The following is a 20,345-nucleotide window of genomic DNA, read 5'->3' on the forward strand; positions in this document are numbered from 1 at the left end:
CGGATAACAAGGTGGACAGAAGGGGTTTTCAGGCAGGTCTACGCGCGTTAATCTGCGGAAAAGGCAGCGCCGCAGCTGAACCCGTCCCGGCGCTTGTACCACTAGGAGCACCACATGCGCCGGATTTCCCGGATCACGGTCGCAGGCGCAGCGACCGCCTCCCTGGCCCTCGCCCTCTCCGCCTGTGGCGGCACCTCCACCTCCTCGAGCTCCTCGGAGCCCAAGGGGAACAAGGGCCTCGCCATCGCCTACGACGTCGGCGGCAAGGGTGACCAGTCCTTCAACGACGCCGCCTTCGCCGGCCTGGAGCAGGCGAAGAAGCAGTTCGGCTACGAGACCGCCGACGTCGAGCCCACCGACGGCGAGACGGACGCGGACAAGGAGCAGCGACTGTCCTCGCTGGCGAAGCAGGGCTACAACCCGGTCATCGGCGTCGGCTACGCGTACGCCGCCGCGGTGAAGGGCGCCGCGGAGAAGTACCCCGACACCACCTTCGGCATCGTCGACGACGCCACGGTCGAGGCCGACAACGTGGCCGACCTGGTCTTCTCCGAGGAGCAGGCCTCCTACCTGGCCGGTGTCGCCGCCGCCGAGAGCACCAAGACGAAGACCGTCGGCTTCGTGGGCGGTGTGGACATTCCGCTGATCCACAAGTTCCGCGCCGGTTTCGAGCAGGGCGTCAAGGACACCGACCCCAAGGTCAAGGTCATCTCGCAGTTCCTGACGCAGACCGCGGAGGAGGGCGGCTTCTCCAGCCCGGACAAGGGCAAGTCCGCCGCCGAGGGCCAGATCGAGAAGAAGGCCGACGTCGTCTACGCGGCCGCCGGCCTGTCCGGCCAGGGCGTCATCGAGGCCGCCGCCGCCAACAAGGTGTGGGCGATCGGTGTCGACTCCGACCAGTACAAGCACGAGGCCCTCGCCAAGTACAAGGACTCGATCCTCACCTCGGCGATGAAGGACGTCGCCAAGGCGGTGTACAACCTTGCGAAGTCGGTCGAGGACGGCAAGCCCGCGACCGGTATCGTCAAGGGCGATCTGAAGACGGGTGAGGTGAGCCTGTCGAACTCCAACCCGAAGTTCGCGGACGACGCCGAGCTCCAGGAAGCCATCAAGACGGCCAAGGAGAAGATCATCAGCGGCGAGATCAAGGTCGAGTCGAGCTGAGCAACCCTGAAACACCGCGGGGTCGCGACCGCTCGACGGGGTACGAGGAGCCGGGCTCCTCGTACCCCGTCGGTCAAGGGCGCCACCCCTTTGTATGCCGTAGGGGCACTACGCGCGTAGACGGCCCCCGTCCCCAGGAGAGTGCGTCATCAACGCGTCCAGCAGCCCTCCGGCCGGAGCGGCGGTCAACGATTCGGTGACCGCCGTGGAGCTCGCCGGGATCACCAAGCGCTTCCCCGGTGTCGTCGCCAACCACGACATCCACCTGACCGTCCGCAAGGGCACCGTCCACGCCCTCGTCGGTGAGAACGGCGCCGGCAAGTCGACCCTGATGAAGATCCTCTACGGCATGCAGAAGCCGGACGAGGGCACCATCACGGTCCACGGCGAGCAGGTGAGCTTCTCCTCGCCCGCCGACGCCATCGCCCGCGGCATCGGCATGGTGCACCAGCACTTCATGCTCGCCGACAACCTCACCGTCCTCGAGAACGTCGTCCTCGGCAGCGAGAAGCTCTACGGCATCGGCGCCAAGGCCCGCCGCAGGATCAAGGAGCTCTCCGAGCGCTACGGCCTCGACGTCCGCCCCGACCTCCTGGTCGAGGAACTCGGTGTCGCCGCCCGCCAGCGCGTGGAAATCCTCAAGGTGCTCTACCGCGGCGCCACCACCCTGATCCTCGACGAGCCCACCGCCGTCCTCGTCCCGCACGAGGTCGACGCGCTCTTCGACAACCTGCGTGAGCTCAAGGCCGAGGGCCTGGCGGTCATCTTCATCTCCCACAAGCTGGGCGAGGTCCTCTCCGTCGCCGACGACATCACCGTCATCCGCCGCGGCACGACGGTCGGCACCGCCGTCCCCGCCGAGACGACCCCGCGCCAGCTCGCCGAGATGATGGTCGGCAGCGAACTGCCCACCCCCGAGACCGCCGAGTCCACGGTCACCGACCGCCCCGTCATCACCGTCGAGGCGCTGCGCCTGGCCGCCCCCGGCGGCAAGGCCCTGCTCGACGACATCAGCTTCACCATCCACGAGGGCGAGATCCTCGGAATCGCCGGTGTGGAGGGCAACGGCCAGACCGAACTGGTCGGCGCCCTCATCGGCCTCAGGCCCGCCGACTCCGGTGTGATCCGGCTGGCCGACGAGGAGATCACCGCCTGGCCCACCCGCAGGCGCCGCGAGCAGGGCATCGGCTACATCCCCGAGGACCGCCAGCGCCACGGTCTGCTCCTGGAGGCCCCCCTCTGGGAGAACCGCATCCTCGGCCACGTCACCGAGAAGCCCAACGCCAAGGGCATCTGGCTGGACCCGAAGGCCGCCCAGGAGGACACCCGCCGCATCGTCGAGACGTACGACGTCCGTACCCCCGGCATCGACGTCACCGCGGCCTCCCTGTCCGGCGGCAACCAGCAGAAGCTGATCGTCGGCCGCGAGATGACCCACAAGCCGCGCTTCCTGATCGCCGCCCACCCCACCCGCGGTGTGGACGTCGGCGCGCAGGCCGCCATCTGGGACCACATCCGCGAGGCCCGCCGCGAGGGCCTCGCGGTGCTGCTGATCTCCGCCGACCTGGACGAGCTCATCGGCCTGTCCGACACCCTCCGGGTGATCTACGACGGCAAGCTGGTCGCGGACGCCGACCCCGCCACCATCACCCCGGAGGAACTCGGCACCGCCATGACCGGCGCCGCCGAGGGCCACCTCGAACACGACGAGACCCCCGAGACCCCGGCCGGCCTGTCCAAGTCCGCCGAGTCTCCGGAAGACGAGGCCCGCTGATGAAGAAGTTCGACAAGGAGCGCGCGCTCCTCGCGGTGGCCGGGCCGGTCATCGCGCTCGCCGTGGCCTTCGTGCTCAGCGCGATCGTCCTGGTCGCCTCCGGCAAGAGCCCGGTCGAACCGTTCGCCCTGATGTTCGAGCAGGCCGGTTTCTCGGACGTCCAGGTCCTGATCATCAACCAGGCGTCGATGTACTACATCGCGGCCCTCGCGGTCGCCGTCGGCTTCCGGATGAACCTGTTCAACATCGGCGTGGACGGCCAGTACCAGCTCGGCGCCATGATGGCCGCCGTCGTCGGCGCCCACGCCGCCCTCCCGGCGTTCCTCCAGGTCCCGCTGCTGCTCCTGACCGCCGTGCTCACCGGCGCCTTCTGGGCCGGCATCGCGGGTGTCCTCAAGGTCACCCGCGGCGTCAGCGAGGTCGTCGCCACGATCATGCTCAACGCCATCGCCACCTCGCTGATCGTCTACATGTGGAAGCCGGACGTCTTCGGCGTCAAGATCGGCAACAACAGCACCACCGGTGAGATGCACGAGTCCGGCTGGATCCCCGGCATCGACATGGGCGCGGCCGGCGAGATCTACGGTCTGGTGATCCTCGCCGTCCTGCTCGGCACCGCCTACTGGGTCGTCCTCAACCGCACCCGCTTCGGCTTCGACCTGCGCGCCTCCGGCGCCTCGGAGTCCGCCGCCTCCGCCAGCGGCGTCGACCCCAAGCGCATGGTCCTCACCGCCATGCTGCTCTCCGGCGCCATCGCCGGCCTCGCGGGGCTGCCGATCCTTCTCGGTGACTCCCACACCTACAACCTCAACTTCCCCACCGGCATCGGCTTCCTCGGCATCGGCATCGCCCTGCTCGGCCGCAACAGCCCGGTCGGCATCGCCTTCGCGGCCCTGCTGTGGGCCTGGCTCGACAAGGCCTCGCCCGAGCTGGACTTCCACGGCTACGACAAGGAGATCGCGGTCATCATGCAGGGCCTGATCGTCCTCTCCGTCGTCGTCTCCTACGAGGCCGTCCGCGAGTGGGGCCTGCGCCGCCAGCAGCACCGGGTCGGCGCCGAGCTCGCCGCGGGCCACGTCATGGGCGCCGACAACAACACCACGAAGGAGGTGGCCGGCCGATGACCGCTCCGACCACAGCGACCGACGTCAACCAGCCGTCGCTCGAGCACGCACCGCCGACCGGCCGCCGTATGTCGTGGCCCGTCCTGCTCCTGGTCATCGCCGGAGCCCTGGCACTGGTCTCGGTCGTGCGCCTCATCACCGGCGCCGACGGCATCACCAACGTCAGCCAGATGTCCACCGCCCTCCAACTCGCCGTCCCGATCGGACTCGCCGGCCTCGGCGGTCTGTGGGCCGAGCGCGCGGGTGTCGTCAACATCGGCCTCGAAGGCATGATGATCATGGGCACCTGGTTCGGTGCCTGGGCCGGATTCCAGTGGGGCCCGTGGACCGGCATCCTCGTCGGCCTCATGGGCGGCGCGCTCGGCGGCCTGGTGCACGCGCTCGTCACCGTCACCTTCAACGTCAACCACATCGTCTCCGGTGTGGCCATCAACATCCTCGCCCTCGGCGCCACCCGCTACCTCGCCCCGCTGGCCTTCGAGGGCCATCAGGGCGGCTCCGCCAAGCAGTCCCCGGCGGTCGACTCCCTCGGCCACTTCACCGTGCCCGGACTCTCCGACGGGCTGAGGGAGCTCAACGACAAGGGCTGGTTCTTCGTCTCCGACGTCGCGGGCCTGCTCGGCGGACTGGTCACCGACGTCTCCTGGCTGACCCTGATCGCCGTCGCCCTCGTCCCCGCCTCCTGGTACATCCTGTGGCGCACCGCGTTCGGCCTGCGCCTGCGCTCCTGCGGCGAGAACCCGGTCGCCGCCGAGTCCCTCGGCGTCAACGTCTACAAGTACAAGTACCTCGCCGTGGTCATCTCCGGAGCCCTGGCCGGCCTCGGCGGTGTCTTCCTCTCCATCGTGGCCAACCCCTTCTACCTCGAGGGCCAGGTCAGCGGCCGCGGCTTCATCGGCCTCGCCGCGATGATCTTCGGCAACTGGATGCCCGGCGGCCTCGCCATCGGCGCCGGCCTCTTCGGCTACACCGACAGCCTCAACCTGCGCGGCGGCTCCGCCAACGTGCACGCCCTGCTGCTGCTCGGCGCGCTGCTGCTGCTCATCGGCGCCATCTGGCTCGTGATCCGCAAGAAGTACGTCCACGCGGTGATCACCCTGGTCATCGGCGCGCTCGTCTTCGCCTGGTACGCAGGCACCAACGAGGTCCCCAACCAGGTCGTCGCCGCCACCCCGTACGTCATCACCCTCGTCGTCCTCGCCCTCTCCGCCCAGCGGCTGCGCATGCCCCGGGCCAACGGCATGCCGTACCGGAAGGGACAAGGCAAATGACGGCCGCCGACGCCGACTGGGAGGCGCTGCGCACGGTGGCGCGGGAGGCCATGACCCACGCGTACGTCCCCTACTCGGGATACCGGGTCGGCGTCGCCGCCCTGGTCGACGACGGACGTACGATCTCCGGCTGCAACGTCGAGAACGCCAGCTACGGGCTCGGCCTGTGCGCCGAGTGCGGAATGGTCTCCGAGCTGCACCGCAGCGGGGGCGGCCGGCTCACGCACTTCACCTGCGTGGACGGCAACGGCGACATCCTCGTCCCGTGCGGCCGCTGCCGCCAGCTGCTGTACGAGTTCGGCGGCCCCGGTCTGCTCCTGGAGACCCCGGCGGGGATCGTGCCGCTGTCGGAGATGCTGCCGCAGGCCTTCGGCCCGCAGCACCTCACCAAGTAACTCCCGTGCGGCCCCTGCGGGCGGCTGTCGACAGCGTCGACACGCCGGCCGGAGGGGCCGCGCCCTTCGCACCTTCGGAAGGAACCCCAGCCATGGCCATGGACGCCATCTCCGTCATCCGCACCAAGCGGGACCGCGGCGAACTCAGCGACGAGCAGATCGACTGGGTGATCGACGCGTACACCCGCGGGGAGGTGGCCGACGAGCAGATGTCCGCCCTCGCCATGGCGATCCTCCTGAACGGCATGAACCGCGGTGAGATCGCCCGCTGGACGGCCGCGATGATCGCCTCCGGCGAGCGCATGGACTTCTCGTCCCTCTCCCGCCCCACTGCCGACAAACACTCCACCGGCGGCGTCGGCGACAAGATCACCCTCCCGCTGGCCCCCCTCGTCGCGGCCTGCGGGGCAGCCGTACCGCAGCTGTCCGGCCGCGGCCTCGGCCACACCGGCGGCACGCTCGACAAGCTGGAGTCCATCCCCGGCTGGCGTGCCCTGCTCTCCAACGAGGAGATGCTGTCCGTGCTGGACGGCACCGGCGCGGTGATCTGCGCGGCCGGCGACGGACTGGCCCCGGCGGACAAGAAGCTCTACGCGCTGCGCGACGTGACCGGCACGGTCGAGGCGATCCCGCTCATCGCCTCCTCGATCATGTCGAAGAAGATCGCCGAGGGCACCGGCTCCCTGGTCCTGGATGTGAAGGTCGGCACCGGCGCCTTCATGAAGACCATCGAGGACGCCCGCGAACTGGCCCGCACGATGGTCGGCCTGGGTACCGACTCGGGCGTGAGGACGGTCGCCCTCCTCACCGACATGTCCACCCCGCTCGGCCTGACCGCCGGCAACGCGCTCGAGGTCCGCGAGTCGGTGGAGGTCCTGGCCGGCGGCGGCCCCGCGGACGTCGTCGAGCTCACCCTCGCCCTCGCCCGCGAGATGCTCGACGCGGCCGGCCTGAAGGACGCCGACCCGGCGAAGGCCCTCGCCGACGGCTCCGCGATGGACGTCTGGCGCCGCATGATCGCGGCGCAGGGCGGTGACCCGGACGCACCGCTGCCGGTGGCCCGCGAACAGCACGTGATCAAGGCCCCGTCCACCGGCGTCCTGACCCGCCTCGACGCCTACGGTGTCGGCGTCGCCGCCTGGCGCCTCGGCGCGGGCCGCGCCCGCAAGGAGGACCCGGTGCAGGCGGGCGCGGGCGTGGAGCTGCACGCCAGGCCCGGCGACCGCGTCACCGAGGGCCAGCCCCTCCTGACCCTCCACACGGACACCCCCGAGCGCTTCGACTACGCGCTCCAGTCGGTGGACGGCTCGTACGACATCGAGGCCTTGGGCACGGACTTCACGGCCACCCCGGTCGTGCTGGAACGTATCGCCTGACCAGCGATTTCCCCGATCGGGTGAACGGGACCGGTGGACCCCTGCCGGTCCCGTTCGCCATGCTGGACCCGGTGACGCACCGAAGGAGAGGACGGGAGCACACGGAAGGGGACCCCCACATCCCCGCCGCCTACGCCACCGCTGGCATCCCGCTCCTCGCGGCGGCTGGGGGCACCGGACACCGGGGGAGGGCAGGAGGGGCTGCGGCGCATACAGCCAACCCTCCCGGGGGAGCCCGCACCCGGGTCAACGTGATCTTTTCGGTGCCCCTCGCGATGAGTTGCGGGCCCTCGGCCGGTCTACCGGTTGTGGATGCCATGACACCGCCCGTGCTCGTGCTCAGCGGCCCCCTCACCCGGGACGAGGTGAGCGGGCCGTGCGACGCGCTGCGGGCGCTGCTGGACAGCGGGGGCGGCGGCTCGGGCGGCGATGTGGTCGTGTGCGACGTCGGCGGACTGGGCCCGCCCGGTCTCGCCGCCGTGAACCTCCTCGCGCGGCTCCAGCTCACCGCCCGCCGCCGCGGGGGCCGTATACGGCTGCGCGACCCCTCCCCGGCGCTATGCGCCCTGCTCGACCTCGTCGGCCTCCGCTTCGAGATGGAGGGGCAGCCCGAACAGCGGGAACCACCGCTTGGTGTCCAGGAAGCAGTGGAACCCGGTGATCCTGCCGTCTGAGATCTCCAGCACCTGGACCGCCCACGGTGTGAAGCCGCCGGCCTCCGGGTCGGGCTTGTACTGCGCGAACCCCGGCAGCCCGTTGACCTCGACCGGCACCAGCCGCGAGTTCGCGCAGGGGGCACCGAGCGTCGTCATGAAGCCTGTGATGTCGTCGGCGCCGGTCAGCCACAGGTCGAACGGCGGCATCGTCATGATGGCGTCCTCGTGCAGCAGCGCGGTCAGCGCCGCCATGTCGTACCCCTCGAACGCCGCCACATAGCGCTCGAGCAGCTTCTGCTGCTCCTCGTCCAGCGGGTCGGACACCGACGCCCCGGCCCCCGGCTGCTGCCGCTCCGCGAGCGTCGCCCGGGCCCGCTGGAGCGCGCTGTTGACCGACGCCACCGATGTGCCCAGCAGCTCGGCGACCTCGCTCGCCTTCCAGGCCAGCACCTCGCGCAGGATCAGCACCGCGCGCTGCTTGGCGGGCAGCTGCTGGAGCGCGGCCATGAACGCCAGCCGCACCGACTCCTTGGCGACCGCGGCCTCCGCCGGGTCGGCGGGCGTGGGCAGCACCCGGCCGTCGGGCATCGGCTCCAGCCAGGTGCTGTCGGGGCGGGGGGACAGCGCGGCCCGCGCCAGGGGCGTGGACTCCGTCAGGTCCATGGGGCGGGCCCGCTTGTTGCCCGCCGTCAGCATGTCCAGGCACACGTTGGTCGCGATGCGGTACAGCCAGGAGCGCAGGCTGGAGCGCCCCTCGAACGTGGCGTGACTGCGCCAGGCGCGGATCATGGTGTCCTGCACCGCGTCCTCCGCCTCGAAGGACGAGCCGAGCATCCGGTAGCAGTACCCGGTCAGTTCGACCCGGTACTTCTCCAGCGTGGCGTCCAGGTCGGTCGTCGTCGCCGTGCCGTTCGTCATCGTCCACCCACCCCATGTGGTGTTGTCGTCATCGACCACTTCGGAAGCTACCGCAGCCCACTGACAACGGCCCTTCGAGCGGGCGAACGCGCAGGTCAGGACTTGCTGGCGCCCTCGCTCCTCAAACACAGCGGGGTTGGGGGCCGGGCCCCAGGGCAGGGACGGGAAGGGGCGGCGGGGGTGAAGACGCTCAGGCCGGTCGCACGACCGCCCGCGCCGCAGCCCGCGCCGCCGACCGCGCCGCCGCCCGCGTACCCGCCAGGGTGATCGCCGCGACGCCCGCCACCGCCACCAGCCCGACGGCCACCGTCCCGCCCCAGCCCCCCGCGTGGAACGCCAGCGCACCCACCGTGCTCCCCGCACTGGACCCGACGTAATAAGCGGACTGATACAGCGCGGATGCCTGCGCACGCCCCTGCGTCGCCGTCTTCCCCACTGCCGAGGACGCCACCGCGTGCCCCGCGAAGAACCCCGCCGTGATCAGCACCAGCCCCAGCAGCACCATCGTCAGTGAATCCGCCAGCGACAGCACCAGACCCACCGCCGTGGTCCCGCCCCCCGCGTACAGCGTGCCCCGGCGGCCCAGCCGCCCCACCAGCCGACCGGCAGCCGAGGCGGAGACGGTGCCCACCAGATAGACCAGGAAGACGGAACCGGCGATGCCCTGCGGCAGCGAGAACGGGGCCTCGGTCAGCCGGTACCCGATGACCGTGTACACGCCCCCGAAGACCGTCATGAACAGCGCGCCGATCGCGAACAGCCGCCGCAGCAACGGATTGGCCAGGTGGTCGCGCACCGCACCGGCCAGTACCCGCGGCCGCAGCGACCCCGGACGGAAGTGCTTCGGCGCGGGCAGCAGCAGCCGGAACGCCACCGCGCACGCCACCGCGATCACCCCGACCGTCCCGACGGCGACCCGCCAGCCCCACTCCTGTGCCACCCAGCCGGTGATCACCCGGCCGCTCATCCCGCCGACGCTGTTGCCGGCCACGAACAGCCCGATCGCCGTCACCAGCGCCTTGGGCGTGACCTCCTCCGCGAGATACGCCGTCGCCGACGCGGGCAGCCCGGCCAGGGCCGCGCCCTGGAGCGCACGCAGCGCCACCAGCGTGCCCAGCGACGGGGCGAACGGCACCAGAAGCCCGACGGTCACCGCGACGGCCAGGGAGGCCGTCATGACCGTACGGCGTCCGAAGCGCTCCGACAACGCGCTCATCGGCAGCACGAACAGCGCCAGACCGCCGGTCGCCGCCGACACCGTCCAGCTCGCGTCGCTCGCGCTCACCGCGAAGTCGCCGGAGACCAGCGGCAGCAGGGCCTGGGTGGAGTAGAGCAGCGCGAACGTCGCGACACCCGCGAGGAACAGGGCGAGACTCATCCGGCGGTAACCGGGCCCGCCCGGGGACATCCGGGACTCGGAGAAGGGCGGCGGGGCGGAGGGAACGGATGCGACGGCGCCCACACTGGTGGACGCCCCGGTACTGGCGGGAGACATGCCTCGAAGCTACGTACCCGCCCGCTCATCCGTCCAATGCATGGAATCGCCATAATCGTTCCCATGACGCATCAGCAGAGGTCACGAGGACGGCTGTCACAGACCGGTGACACACGAGACACGGAAGACATGGCGAGGCTGCTCGCACCCCGCCTCGCCCACTTCGCCGGCGTCGCCCGCACCGAGCACGTCACGCGTGCCGCCCAGGAGATGCAGGTACCGCAGTCCACCCTCTCCCGGGCCATGGCCCGGCTCGAAGAGGACCTGGGCGTCGACCTGTTCGCCCGCCACGGTCGCACCGTCTCCCTCACCCCCGCCGGCCGCGCCTTCCTCACCTCCGTCGAACGCGCCCTCGCCGAGATCGAGCGCGCCGCCGACGCCGTGCGCGCCGACGCCGACCCCGCCACCGGCAAGGTCGCCTTCGGCTTCCTGCACACCATGGGCGCCGAGACCGTGCCCGGCCTCTTGCACGCCTTCCGCGCCGACCATCCGCGCATCCGCTTCAGCCTCGTCCAGAACTACGGTGAAGCCATGCTGGAAGGCCTCCGCGCGGGCGAGCTCGACCTGTGCCTGACCTCTCCGGTGCCCGACGCCCCCGATCTCGTCGCCCGCCGCCTCGACGAGCAGAAGCTGCGCCTTGTCGTCCCCGCCGACCACCGTCTCGCCGGCCGCCGCCGCGTTCGTCTGGCCGAGGCGGCGGACGAGAACTTCGTGACCCTGGAGCCCGGTTACGGTATGCGCCGGATCACCGACGACCTCTGTGCCCAGGCCGGTTTCGCACCCCGTATCGCCTTCGAGGGCGAGGAGGCGGAAACCCTGCGCGGCCTGGTCGCCGCAGGCCTGGGCGTGGCCCTCCTCCCCCCGCCCCCGTTCCCCCGCCCCGGAGTCGTGGAACTGACCGTCACGGCCCCCAGAGCGGCAAGAGAAATCGGCGTGGCCTGGCTGGCCGGCCACCCGGACACACCCCCGGTAGCAGCCTTCAAGAAGTTCCTGCTCAGCAAGAGGGGCACGTTGCTGCAGACGTGAGAAGGGTGCCGGGCTGCCGACGCGGGGCAGACGTCCCAGGGGCGCGGGGAACCGCGCGCCCCCCAACGCCCCCGCACCCGCCGTCAGGCAGAACCCCCGCGACGCTACCGCCGCCGCAAGGACTTTCCGAACCCCGCCGCGAGCGGCATCCGCAGCCCCAACGGCGGAGGTGCCGCCAGGGCATCCTGCACGGGCCGGGACAGCACCCGCCCGAACAACTCCCCCATCACGAAGTCCTCGGCCAGTGCCAGCACTTCGTCCCGGTACTGGCTCAGCCCGTGTCCGTCCGCATGGACCTCGAACCGGCACACGTCCCGGTTCGCCTTCTTCACCCGCGCCGCCAGCCGGAACGACAACTCGGGATCGGTCCGCGCGTCATTCGTGCCGTGCACGATCAGCACGCGCCGTCCGGCGAGCTGTTTCACCGGTTCGGGTGGTGCCGCCACATCCTCCTCGGGCAGCCAGGGAGCCAGCGCCAGTACGGAGCTGACGGCCTCGTGGCCCCCCGCGCGGAGCGCGGCCCTGCCCCCCATGCCGAGACCGGCCAGGCAGACGGGGACGTCCCCGTAGCGCCGTACGGCCTCGTCGGCGGCCCAGGCGGCGTCGTGCGCGAGATGTGCTTCGCTGCCGTTCCAGCCCCTGTAGCGGTAGTGGACGACATGAGTGGCGAGGCCCTGCTCCCGTCCCGCGCGCGCGAGACGGCGGCCGAGGCCCCGTACGGATGCGGCCGCCACCATGGGCGACGGTCTGCGGGTGGAGACCTCCTCGCCGTCGGGGAGCAGCAGCACCACACCGCTCACCACCGTCGGCTCCGTGCCGAGCGCCCTCCCCAGCCGGGCGGTGCGAACCGGTGTCGCTTGCTGTGCCATGACAGAACATTCTCAGAAGCGGTGGTGTACCCGACCCGTCCGTGCGGTCACCGTTACGTATCGACGCATTCGCGCGCCCGGTGATCTACGCGCGTAGGAGTTAGAGTTGGGAAATGACGAGCCAGACCATCGCGACCACCCCGACAACGGACCGGATCCGCCGGGCGCCCAAGGTTCTGCTGCACGACCACCTCGACGGCGGGCTGCGTCCCGGCACCGTCGTCGACCTGGCCCGCGACAGCGGGTACCTCCAGCTCCCCGAGACCGATCCGGACAAGCTCGCCCAGTGGTTCAGGGAGGCCGCCGACTCCGGCTCGCTGGAGCGGTACCTGGAGACCTTCTCGCACACCGTCGGCGTCATGCAGACCCGTGACGCCCTCGTCCGGGTCGCCGCCGAGTGTGCCGAGGACCTGGCCGAGGACGGTGTCGTCTACGCCGAGGTGCGCTACGCACCCGAGCAGCACCTCGACGGCGGGCTGACCCTCGAAGAGGTCGTCGAGGCGGTCAACGAGGGCTTCCGGCAAGGGGAGCGGCGCGCGAGGGAGAACGGCCACCGCATCCGGGTCGGCGCCCTGCTCACGGCGATGCGGCACGCCGCCCGCGCGCTGGAGATCGCCGAACTCGCCAACCGCTACCGGGACCTGGGTGTCGTCGGCTTCGACATCGCGGGCGCCGAGGCCGGCTACCCGCCCACCCGGCACCTCGACGCCTTCGAGTACCTGAAGCGGGAGAACAACCACTTCACCATTCACGCCGGGGAGGCGTTCGGGCTGCCGTCCATCTGGCAGGCCCTGCAGTGGTGCGGCGCCGACCGGCTCGGGCACGGGGTGCGCATCATCGACGACATCCAGGTCCGCGACGACGGCACGGTCGAACTCGGCAGGCTCGCCTCCTACGTCCGCGACAAGCGCATCCCGCTGGAGCTGTGCCCGAGCTCCAACCTCCAGACCGGTGCGGCCGCCTCGTACGCCGAGCACCCGATCGGTCTGCTGCGCCGGCTGCACTTCCGGACCACCGTGAACACCGACAACCGCCTCATGTCACACACCAGCATGAGCCGGGAATTCGAGCACCTGGTCGAGGCATTCGGTTACACGCTCGACGACATGCAGTGGTTCTCCGTCAATGCGATGAAATCAGCGTTCATTCCTTTCGATGAACGACTGGCCATGATCAATGACGTCATCAAGCCCGGATATGCCGAGCTGAAGTCCGAATGGCTGTTCCAGCAGACCGCGTCCACCAGCGGTTCTACGACAGCGGAGAGCTGAAAGGCGCGTTCTCGGGAAACGTGAACACGAGCGGCGTTCACCATTCTTCCGCATTTCGGTGTTTGCGGCGGACGGTGTCGCGTGTTTACCGTCACAGCACCGCTCACATCCCCGTATCCCATTTCGAGGACGCATTTTCATGAAGCAGTCTGCTGCCAAGACCCTCGGTGTCGCCGCTCTCGGTGCCGCCTTCGCCGCCGCCGGCGCGGGTGCCGCCAACGCGGCCCCGGCCGCCCCGGACGCCGCCCAGGCGCTGGACACCGTCACCCAGGCCGCTCCGGTGGAGCGGCTGTCCGGCGTCGCGCCGGGCTCGTCCGAGTCGCTGACGACAGGCCAGGAGCTGGCCGACACGGGCATGGCGACCGTGCGGCCGGTGACCGGGGCGGCGGGTCCGGAGCTTCCGGGTGCCGGCCTCCTCGGCGGTCTGCCGGTGAGCCAGCTGCCCACCCAGGGCCTCAGCGTCAACGGTGTCCCGCTCGGCAGCTGAACCGCCCAGGCGGAAACCACCGACGGGGCGCACCCGGAATCCGGGTGCGCCCCGTCGGCGTACTCGCGGGGAGACGGTGGTCCTCCGCGGTCGGCAGTCGCGACCGCGGTCGCGGATTACCAGGCCGTCCGTGCCTTGTCCTCCGAGGGCAACAGGATCCACAGCGCGATGTACAGCAGGAACTGCGGTCCCGGAAGCAGACACGACGCCAGGAAGATCACCCGCATCGTGGTCGTGGAGGTGCCGAAGCGCCGGGCCAGCGCGGCGCACACTCCGCCGATCATCCGGTCGTTGGTGGGGCGGGCGAGGCGGCTCATCACGGCTCCTTCGTCAGTGGTGCGAGGCCTGCCGGTCGGCTGCCTCTCTGTACTCCACGTTACGGAGACGAGGGGGGAAACGCGTCGCCCCACGGAGCGATCCCGACCCTGGGAATCGTCGGGGTCCTCCCCTGAACCGGCTCCTCCGTGAGGAGGGCCGTGACGGGCCGCAGCTCGGCCCTGCGACGCAGCCAGGCGCGGCCCGCGGGCACCACCGCCGCATGCGCGAGCGCCGCGCCGGCCGTGTTCAGCAGCAGCGAGTCCACGTCCACGACCTGGCCGGGCACCGCCGTCTGCAGCATCTCGACGGCCAGCGACACCAGGGCGGCCGCGGTCATGGCACGGATCAGCGAACCCAGCCGGGACACCGCCAGCCGGCCTCCGGCCATCGGCAGCAGCACCCCCAGCGGCGCGAGCAGCGCCAGCCCTTCACCGATCCGCCGCGCCCCCGTCACCCAGCCCTGAGCGAACTCTCCCCGGATGCCGTCGAGCGGCCGCAGATTCGCGGGCATCACCCAGGGGACGTCCAGCGGGCGCAGCGTGTACCAGGCGACGAACGCGAGATGCGCGGCCAGGAGGAGCCCTCCTGTCACACGGATACGGGACGCGGCGGTGCCGCCGATGAAGCCTTGACGCTGCACGAACCCGAAGACGCGACGTCCGGCACGATCGGTTCCGGGATGTCACCCGTTCACCGCGTGAGGCATGCGCCACGGGCCCGGGCACCGCTCCCGGACCCGGCTCAGCCGCCGGTCGCCTCCGTGGACGGCGGCTCCTCGTCACCCGGACGGGAACGGACCTCGTCCGTGCACTCGTAGCGGCGCGGCCGGCCGTCGTCCGGACCTCCCAGGATCACCGACCCGTCACCCTCGGCGGCCGCCGAGTCGGAGAAGGTGCACACGACCTGCGCCAGCCCGGAGGAGGACAGGTTCTCCGGCGCGGTGCTCAGCCGCAGCGTGTCCTCCGGATCGCCGGGGCGCGGACCGCTCACCGTCGTCCCGCGCCGCACCCGCGTGGTGTACCCGGCCTCCCGCTCGGCCTCCGACGGCTGCTGCGACAACTCGTCCAGCAGCCCCTGCGCCACCAGCAGCCGCCGCCCGTCCGCGGCGCCGTCCGGCACCCGTACCGTCCGGTCCACGGCCACCAGCGATGATCCGCACAGCAGGAACACCTGCGCCGGCAGCCCTCGCCCGGCCTGCGTGGACACCTCCGGCTCGGCCAGCGAGCAGCGTACCCGCGACGGCGCCGGACCGAAATCGGTCGGCACCTCCGTGGCCCGGATCCCGCACCCGGCCAGCAGCGTCCCGAACGCCCCGACGGCCAGCAGCGCCCGTGCGCGGCGGACGGTCCTCCACCGCGCGCTCATCGCGCGTCCCCCTCGGCGCCTTCGTCGCCGGCCTGCTCCGGGGAACTCTGCGCGGACACGTCCCGCGGCAGCCGCAGCGTGAAGACGGCACCGCCGTCGGGGGAGTTCGCGGCGGTGATCTCACCGCCGTGGATGTGCGCGTTCTCCAGTGCGATGGACAGCCCGAGACCGCTGCCCTCGGAGCGCGGCCGGGAGGCACTCGCCTTGTAGAAGCGGTCGAACACGTGCGGCAGGACCTCCTCCGGGATGCCCGGCCCGTGGTCCCGCACCTCGATGACCACGGTGCCCCCGTCCCCGGCGCTCCGCGCACCGTCCACACGCTCCGCGGTGTGCTCCCGTACCGCCACCCGCACCGGCGAGCCGCCGTGCTTGAGCGCGTTGCCGATGAGGTTGGCCAGGATCACGTCCAGCCGGCGCGGGTCGATCCGCGCGTGGATGCCGCGCTCGGCGTCCAGGTCCACCGCGTCCAGCCAGGCACGCGCGTCGATACAGGCGGTGATCTGGTCGACGACATCGACGTCGTCGAGCACCAGACGGGCGGTGCCCGCGTCGAACCGGGTGACCTCCATCAGGTTCTCCACCAGGTCGTTCAGCCGCCGGGTCTCGCTGACCACCAGCCGTACGGCGGGCTCGATCATCGGATCGATGCCGCCGCCCTCGAACTCGAGCTCATCCTCCAGGACCTCCGTCACCGCCGTGATCGCGGTCAGCGGTGTACGCAGCTCATGGCTCATGTCCGCCACGAACCGGCGCGACGCCTCGTCCCGGGCGGCCATGTCGGCCACCCGCTTCTCCAGCGCCTCGGCCGCCTTGTTGAACGTACGGGACAGATCGGCGAGTTCATCCGTGCCCGACACCCTGAGCCGGGTGTCCAGCCTCCCCTCGCCGAGCCGCCGCGCGGCCACCCCCAGCCGCTGCACCGGCTTCAGCACGGTCGTCGCGGCGGCATGCGCGAGCAGCGCGGAACCTATCAGCGCGAGCGCCGTCGCGATCCCCAGCGACCAGGCCAGCGAGCTGAGGTCCTTGGCCTCCGGCTCCAGCGACTTCAGCATGTAGCCGGTCGGCCCGCCGCCGATCACCCGCGTCCCCGCCACCAGGTACGGGGTGTCGTCGTCCACCGTCCGCTGCCAGTACAGATGGTGCGGGTACGTGTTGGTCGACGTGATCTTCTGCCGCTCGGTGACCGCGTCCCGCAGCGACGCCGGCACGTCCTTCAGCGAGAAGCCGTTCAGCCCGCCCGAACTGCCGTACACCGTCCGCCCGTCGGGGGTCTGCGCGACCAGCAGCACGGTGAACCGCTGACTGCTGGTCGCCATCTGGCCGGCGGTGCGCTGCAGTTCGTCCTGCGTCGGATGCTCGGGCAGCGCACCCGCCCGGTTCTGCATCTCCCGCTCGAAGTCGCGCAGCACCGCGTCCTGGGTGCGGGTCAGCACCGACTCGCGGTTCAGCCAGTACGCGATTCCGGACGCCGACACGGCGGCGGTGAGCGCGACCAGCCCGAACACCACGACCAGCCGCAGCCGCAGACTCGTGAACCGCAGCCGGGACCAGACTCCCTTGCGCGCCGCGAACCAGCCGCGGACCCTCCCTTGGTGCTCGTGTGTCACTGAGGGGGGTCCAGCCGGTAGCCGACACCGCGCACGGTGCGGATCAGCGTCGGGGACGACGGCACGTCCTCGACCTTGGCGCGCAGCCGCTGGACACACGCGTCCACCAGACGCGAGTCGCCCAGGTAGTCGTGCTCCCACACCAGCCGCAGCAACTGCTGCCGGGACAGCGCCTGCCCCGGCCGCCGGCTCAGCTCGAGCAGCAGCCGCAGCTCCGTCGGCGTCAGCTGGAGGTCCTCGCCGTTCTTCGTCACCGTCATCGCCGAACGGTCGATGACCAGGCTGCCGAAGCTGGCCGAGTCATTGGACTCCCGCTCCCCGCGCCGCAGCACCGCCCGGATCCGGGCGTCCAGCACCCGGCCCTGCACCGGTTTGACGACGTAGTCGTCGGCGCCGGACTCCAGCCCGACCACCACGTCGATGTCGTCGTTGCGCGCGGTCAGCAGGATGATCGGCAGCTGGTCGGTGCGCCGGATACGACGGCACACCTCGAAACCGTCGATGCCGGGCAGCATCACGTCCAGCACGATCAGGTCGGGCCGCTGCTCGCGCAGCAGCTTCAGACCGTCCTCACCACTGGCAGCGGTCGCCACCCGGTGACCCTGGCGCGTCAGTGAGAGCTCCAGGGCCGTGCGGATGGCGTCGTCGTCCTCGATCAGCAACAGGGAAGGCACGGGCTCATTCTGGCCCATGGAGGGCTTCCTGTTCGACCCGTGGGCGACAGATGCCCATTGGGCCCCCATACGTGCCGCTACGTGCACGGACGCTTGTGAAGGACCTGTGCACCCACCGTGACCAACCCCTGTGACACGCCTGTGACAGTCGGCTGACACGGCCATGAAGGTCCCCGGGCAAGCTTCTCGGCACGAGCACAACAGCAGGGCAGAACACCGGAAGTCCACGACGGGGGGCGCGAGATGAATACGCTGCACGGCACCAGCACCAGCGCAGTGATCACGCGTCTGCACGACGTGAACCGGGGTTCCGAGAAGTCCGGTGCGGCGGGCATGCGGGGGTGCGCCCGCGGCACCGGGCGTCAGCACACCACGATCATGACGGTGGTTGACGCATCCACGGGGGACACGTACGGGGAGGGCTCGGGGGAGCGCCGCTCACTGAGCGAGGTGGAGTTCACCGCCTACGTCCAGGAGCGCCGCGCCTCCCTGTACGCCACCGCCTACCACCTGACCGGCGACCGCTTCGAGGCCGAGGACCTGCTGCAGAGCGCGCTGTTCTCGACCTACCGGGCGTGGGACCGCATCAGCGACAAGGCGGCGGTCGGCGGGTACCTCCGCCGCACCATGACCAACCTGCACATCAGCGCGTGGCGCCGCCGCAAGCTGAACGAGTACCCGACCGAGGAACTGCCGGAGACGGCCGGTGACACGGACGCGATGCGCGGCACGGAGCTGCGCGCGGTCCTGTGGCAGGCGCTGGCCCGGCTGCCCGAGCTCCAGCGCACCATGCTGGTCCTGCGCTACTACGAGGGCCGCACGGACCCGGAGATCGCGGACATCCTCGGCATCAGTGTCGGCACGGTGAAGTCCAGCATCTGGCGGTCGCTGCGCCGGCTGCGTGAGGACGAGGTCCTCAGCTTCGGCCGTGACGAGGAGAGCGCCTTCGGGGAGCTTGTCGCCTGAAGGCTGGGGGAGCCTGGAGGATGGGGGAAACCCTCCAGGCGCACGGGGGATCGGGGATCCGGGATTCGGGGGAGTTCCGGTGGACCACGGCCCGTGGGGGGATGCACCAAGGGTCCGAGGGGGACACGGGGGAACTCGGGGGAGCACGGGGGTACGGGGGAAGCACAGGGGAGTGCGAAACAGCGGGACCGCGCAGGGCCGGGGGGCCTGTAGCGCGGTCCCGCTCTTTCGTGTGTCCGCCCCCTGGCGCGCCGGGGGGCGTCGATACTGGCTGTGCCCCGTACTCGCCCCGTGTTCGCCTTCGCTTTCGCCTTCTACCTCGCCGAATTGTTGATCCTCGACCGCCTCATCGGCTCGATCCGAACCTGGTCCGCCGCGCCTGGTCCCGGTGTCACCGAACGCCCGGCGACCGCGGCCTTCGCCAGCCGGTCCAGCGCCTCGTCCCGGTCGCAGGCGTACGCGCCCAGCGCCGTCTGCCGGGTGATGATCGACCGCTCCAGCCGCATCAGCCGCCAGCCGCGGCGCAGCAGGAACGGCACCGACTTGCGGCCCTCCCTGAGGTCCCGCAGGAAGCGCCGCCGGAACGTCCGCACCGGCCCCCGGCTCAGACACAGTGCGTCGGCCAGCAGGCCCAGTTCACGGCAGCGGGTGACGATCTCCGCGGCGAAGATGCCCTCCGCGATGAACAGCGGGGTCCCGCCGATGTCGAGGGTCGTCTCACCCGTACGGGCGCTCAGCGAGATGTCGTAGACGGGAACCTGTGTCCGACGGGTGCGGCACAGCCGGCCGATCGCGGTGACGGCGGCGTCCGCGTCCCAGGAGCCGGGATGGTCCCAGTCGATGTCGGAGCTCCCCGCGACCATCGGGAGGGCCGGGTCGTCGCCCTCCTTGTAGAAGTCGTCGAGACGCAGCACCGGAAGGCCGGAGCGGGCCGCGAGAAGGGACTTGCCGGAGCCGGAAGGGCCGCAGAGCAGCACGACTCGCGCGGATATGGGCGACTGGGAACTCACGGGACACCAGTCTGGGGCATCAGCCGGGCGGCGTACGACCCCGGGGGATGGCTTTGAAGCGCCCGTCACGCATGAACCACTCTTCGCGATGGACCGATCACTCAGCGAAGGTGATGGGTGGCACAGCGATGCCCCGACACAAGGTATTCAGGACGCCGACCGCCCGGCGCGCCCTGGCGGTCCTCGCGACCGCGGGCGTGGCGCTCGGCGCCGGTGCGACGACGGCGGCAGCCGCGGAATCCGTACCCGTCCTCGACGACGCGGGCCATGCCGTGGGCGCGATCGCCGACCTCAAGCCCAACCCGCTCGCCGGTACGGGCGTCGACCCGCTCGACAACGGCGTCGGCACCCAGGTCGCCGACTTCCGGGCGGTGGACTCACGCTCGGTCACCGGCCCGGTCGCCCAGGCGCCCTCGGTCGACAGTGTCGCGGTGGCCGGGCAGGCGACGGACGCGCTGAGGGGCTGACCGGACGGGAACGCGGCGGAGGGGGGGGGGGGGGGGGGGGGGGGGGGGGGGGGGGGGGGGGGGGGGGGGGGGGGGGGGGGGGGGGGGGGGGGGGGGGGGGGGGGGGGGGGGG

The 20,345-nt window shown here is 71.1% G+C and carries 21 protein-coding genes; 12 read left to right on the forward strand and 9 right to left on the reverse strand.

What is annotated here, in order from left to right:
• The first annotated feature begins 114 nt into the window (after window positions 1-114).
• From ACZ5C2_RS15505 to ACZ5C2_RS15535, 7 genes are all read left to right on the forward strand, one after another.
• Window positions 115-1,164, forward strand: a complete 1,050-nt coding sequence (locus ACZ5C2_RS15505; protein WP_468790513.1) for a BMP family lipoprotein — start codon at window positions 115-117, stop codon at window positions 1,162-1,164.
• Between the two features lie 196 nt (window positions 1,165-1,360).
• Window positions 1,361-2,938, forward strand: a complete 1,578-nt coding sequence (locus tag ACZ5C2_RS15510; RefSeq protein WP_468790515.1) for an ABC transporter ATP-binding protein — start codon at window positions 1,361-1,363, stop codon at window positions 2,936-2,938.
• Window positions 2,938-4,062 (forward strand): ABC transporter permease, encoded by a 1,125-nt coding sequence (locus tag ACZ5C2_RS15515; protein WP_468790517.1) that lies wholly within the window; start codon window positions 2,938-2,940, stop codon window positions 4,060-4,062. The genes ACZ5C2_RS15510 and ACZ5C2_RS15515 overlap by 1 nt, the downstream gene beginning before the upstream one ends.
• Window positions 4,059-5,333: an ABC transporter permease gene (locus ACZ5C2_RS15520; RefSeq protein WP_468790519.1), complete on the forward strand. Its 1,275-nt coding sequence runs from the start codon at window positions 4,059-4,061 to the stop codon at window positions 5,331-5,333. The genes ACZ5C2_RS15515 and ACZ5C2_RS15520 overlap by 4 nt, the downstream gene beginning before the upstream one ends.
• On the forward strand, window positions 5,330-5,728 hold the full coding sequence (locus ACZ5C2_RS15525; protein ID WP_468790521.1) for a cytidine deaminase: 399 nt from the start codon (window positions 5,330-5,332) through the stop codon (window positions 5,726-5,728). The genes ACZ5C2_RS15520 and ACZ5C2_RS15525 overlap by 4 nt, the downstream gene beginning before the upstream one ends.
• 98 nt (window positions 5,729-5,826) lie before the next feature.
• Complete coding sequence (locus ACZ5C2_RS15530; protein ID WP_468790619.1) at window positions 5,827-7,104, forward strand: thymidine phosphorylase; 1,278 nt, start codon at window positions 5,827-5,829, stop codon at window positions 7,102-7,104.
• A 317-nt stretch (window positions 7,105-7,421) separates the two neighbouring features.
• On the forward strand, window positions 7,422-7,778 hold the full coding sequence (locus tag ACZ5C2_RS15535) for an STAS domain-containing protein (RefSeq protein ID WP_468790523.1): 357 nt from the start codon (window positions 7,422-7,424) through the stop codon (window positions 7,776-7,778).
• On the opposite strand, the gene ACZ5C2_RS15540 is transcribed toward ACZ5C2_RS15535, so the two are convergent.
• Together ACZ5C2_RS15540 and ACZ5C2_RS15545 are read right to left on the reverse strand one after the other, a co-directional pair.
• Window positions 7,662-8,678 carry a sigma-70 family RNA polymerase sigma factor gene (locus ACZ5C2_RS15540; RefSeq protein ID WP_468790525.1) on the reverse strand — a complete coding sequence of 339 codons (1,017 nt, stop codon included), beginning with the start codon at window positions 8,676-8,678 and terminating at the stop codon, window positions 7,662-7,664. The two genes, ACZ5C2_RS15535 and ACZ5C2_RS15540, sit on opposite strands and share 117 nt — an antisense overlap.
• A gap of 190 nt (window positions 8,679-8,868) precedes the next feature.
• Window positions 8,869-10,173, reverse strand: a complete 1,305-nt coding sequence (locus ACZ5C2_RS15545) for an MFS transporter (protein WP_468790527.1) — start codon at window positions 10,171-10,173, stop codon at window positions 8,869-8,871.
• A gap of 63 nt (window positions 10,174-10,236) precedes the next feature.
• Here ACZ5C2_RS15545 and ACZ5C2_RS15550 point away from each other — a divergent pair, with 63 nt between their 5' ends.
• Window positions 10,237-11,199 (forward strand): LysR family transcriptional regulator, encoded by a 963-nt coding sequence (locus ACZ5C2_RS15550; protein ID WP_468790581.1) that lies wholly within the window; start codon window positions 10,237-10,239, stop codon window positions 11,197-11,199.
• A 104-nt stretch (window positions 11,200-11,303) separates the two neighbouring features.
• Here ACZ5C2_RS15550 and ACZ5C2_RS15555 read toward each other — a convergent pair whose 3' ends face one another.
• Entirely contained in the window at window positions 11,304-12,068 is a 765-nt protein-coding gene (locus tag ACZ5C2_RS15555; protein WP_468790583.1) for an alpha/beta hydrolase, read from the reverse strand.
• A 113-nt stretch (window positions 12,069-12,181) separates the two neighbouring features.
• Here ACZ5C2_RS15555 and ACZ5C2_RS15560 point away from each other — a divergent pair, with 113 nt between their 5' ends.
• Both ACZ5C2_RS15560 and ACZ5C2_RS15565 read left to right on the forward strand, forming a co-directional pair.
• Window positions 12,182-13,339, forward strand: coding sequence for an adenosine deaminase (locus tag ACZ5C2_RS15560; RefSeq protein ID WP_468790585.1), 1,158 nt, complete (start codon window positions 12,182-12,184; stop codon window positions 13,337-13,339).
• A gap of 139 nt (window positions 13,340-13,478) precedes the next feature.
• The gene (locus ACZ5C2_RS15565; protein ID WP_468790587.1) at window positions 13,479-13,826 is read left to right on the forward strand and encodes an ATP-binding protein; all 348 of its coding nucleotides are present in this window, start codon (window positions 13,479-13,481) and stop codon (window positions 13,824-13,826) included.
• 116 nt (window positions 13,827-13,942) lie between these two features.
• Here the strand turns inward: ACZ5C2_RS15565 and ACZ5C2_RS15570 are convergent, their stop codons facing one another.
• From ACZ5C2_RS15570 to afsQ1, 5 genes are all read right to left on the reverse strand, one after another.
• Window positions 13,943-14,143, reverse strand: a complete 201-nt coding sequence (locus ACZ5C2_RS15570; RefSeq protein ID WP_190100414.1) for a PspC domain-containing protein — start codon at window positions 14,141-14,143, stop codon at window positions 13,943-13,945.
• 59 nt (window positions 14,144-14,202) lie between these two features.
• Window positions 14,203-14,784 carry a VanZ family protein gene (locus ACZ5C2_RS15575; protein ID WP_468790589.1) on the reverse strand — a complete coding sequence of 194 codons (582 nt, stop codon included), beginning with the start codon at window positions 14,782-14,784 and terminating at the stop codon, window positions 14,203-14,205.
• Between the two features lie 101 nt (window positions 14,785-14,885).
• On the reverse strand, window positions 14,886-15,509 hold the full coding sequence (locus tag ACZ5C2_RS15580) for a hypothetical protein (RefSeq protein ID WP_468790591.1): 624 nt from the start codon (window positions 15,507-15,509) through the stop codon (window positions 14,886-14,888).
• Window positions 15,506-17,116: an ATP-binding protein gene (locus ACZ5C2_RS15585; RefSeq protein WP_468790593.1), complete on the reverse strand. Its 1,611-nt coding sequence runs from the start codon at window positions 17,114-17,116 to the stop codon at window positions 15,506-15,508. Before ACZ5C2_RS15585 ends, ACZ5C2_RS15580 begins: the two co-directional genes overlap by 4 nt.
• Window positions 17,113-17,790, reverse strand: coding sequence for a two-component system response regulator AfsQ1 (afsQ1, locus tag ACZ5C2_RS15590; protein ID WP_385471655.1), 678 nt, complete (start codon window positions 17,788-17,790; stop codon window positions 17,113-17,115). The genes ACZ5C2_RS15585 and afsQ1 overlap by 4 nt, the downstream gene beginning before the upstream one ends.
• 243 nt (window positions 17,791-18,033) lie before the next feature.
• Between afsQ1 and ACZ5C2_RS15595 the strand changes: the two genes are divergently transcribed.
• Window positions 18,034-18,756, forward strand: coding sequence for a SigE family RNA polymerase sigma factor (locus ACZ5C2_RS15595; protein ID WP_468790595.1), 723 nt, complete (start codon window positions 18,034-18,036; stop codon window positions 18,754-18,756).
• A gap of 314 nt (window positions 18,757-19,070) precedes the next feature.
• Here ACZ5C2_RS15595 and ACZ5C2_RS15600 read toward each other — a convergent pair whose 3' ends face one another.
• On the reverse strand, window positions 19,071-19,766 hold the full coding sequence (locus ACZ5C2_RS15600) for a uridine kinase family protein (protein WP_468790597.1): 696 nt from the start codon (window positions 19,764-19,766) through the stop codon (window positions 19,071-19,073).
• 128 nt (window positions 19,767-19,894) lie between these two features.
• Here ACZ5C2_RS15600 and ACZ5C2_RS15605 point away from each other — a divergent pair, with 128 nt between their 5' ends.
• Window positions 19,895-20,233, forward strand: coding sequence for a hypothetical protein (locus ACZ5C2_RS15605; RefSeq protein ID WP_468790599.1), 339 nt, complete (start codon window positions 19,895-19,897; stop codon window positions 20,231-20,233).
• Window positions 20,234-20,345 lie beyond the last annotated feature (112 nt).

The organism is Streptomyces sp. NPDC031365 (genome assembly GCF_055569765.1).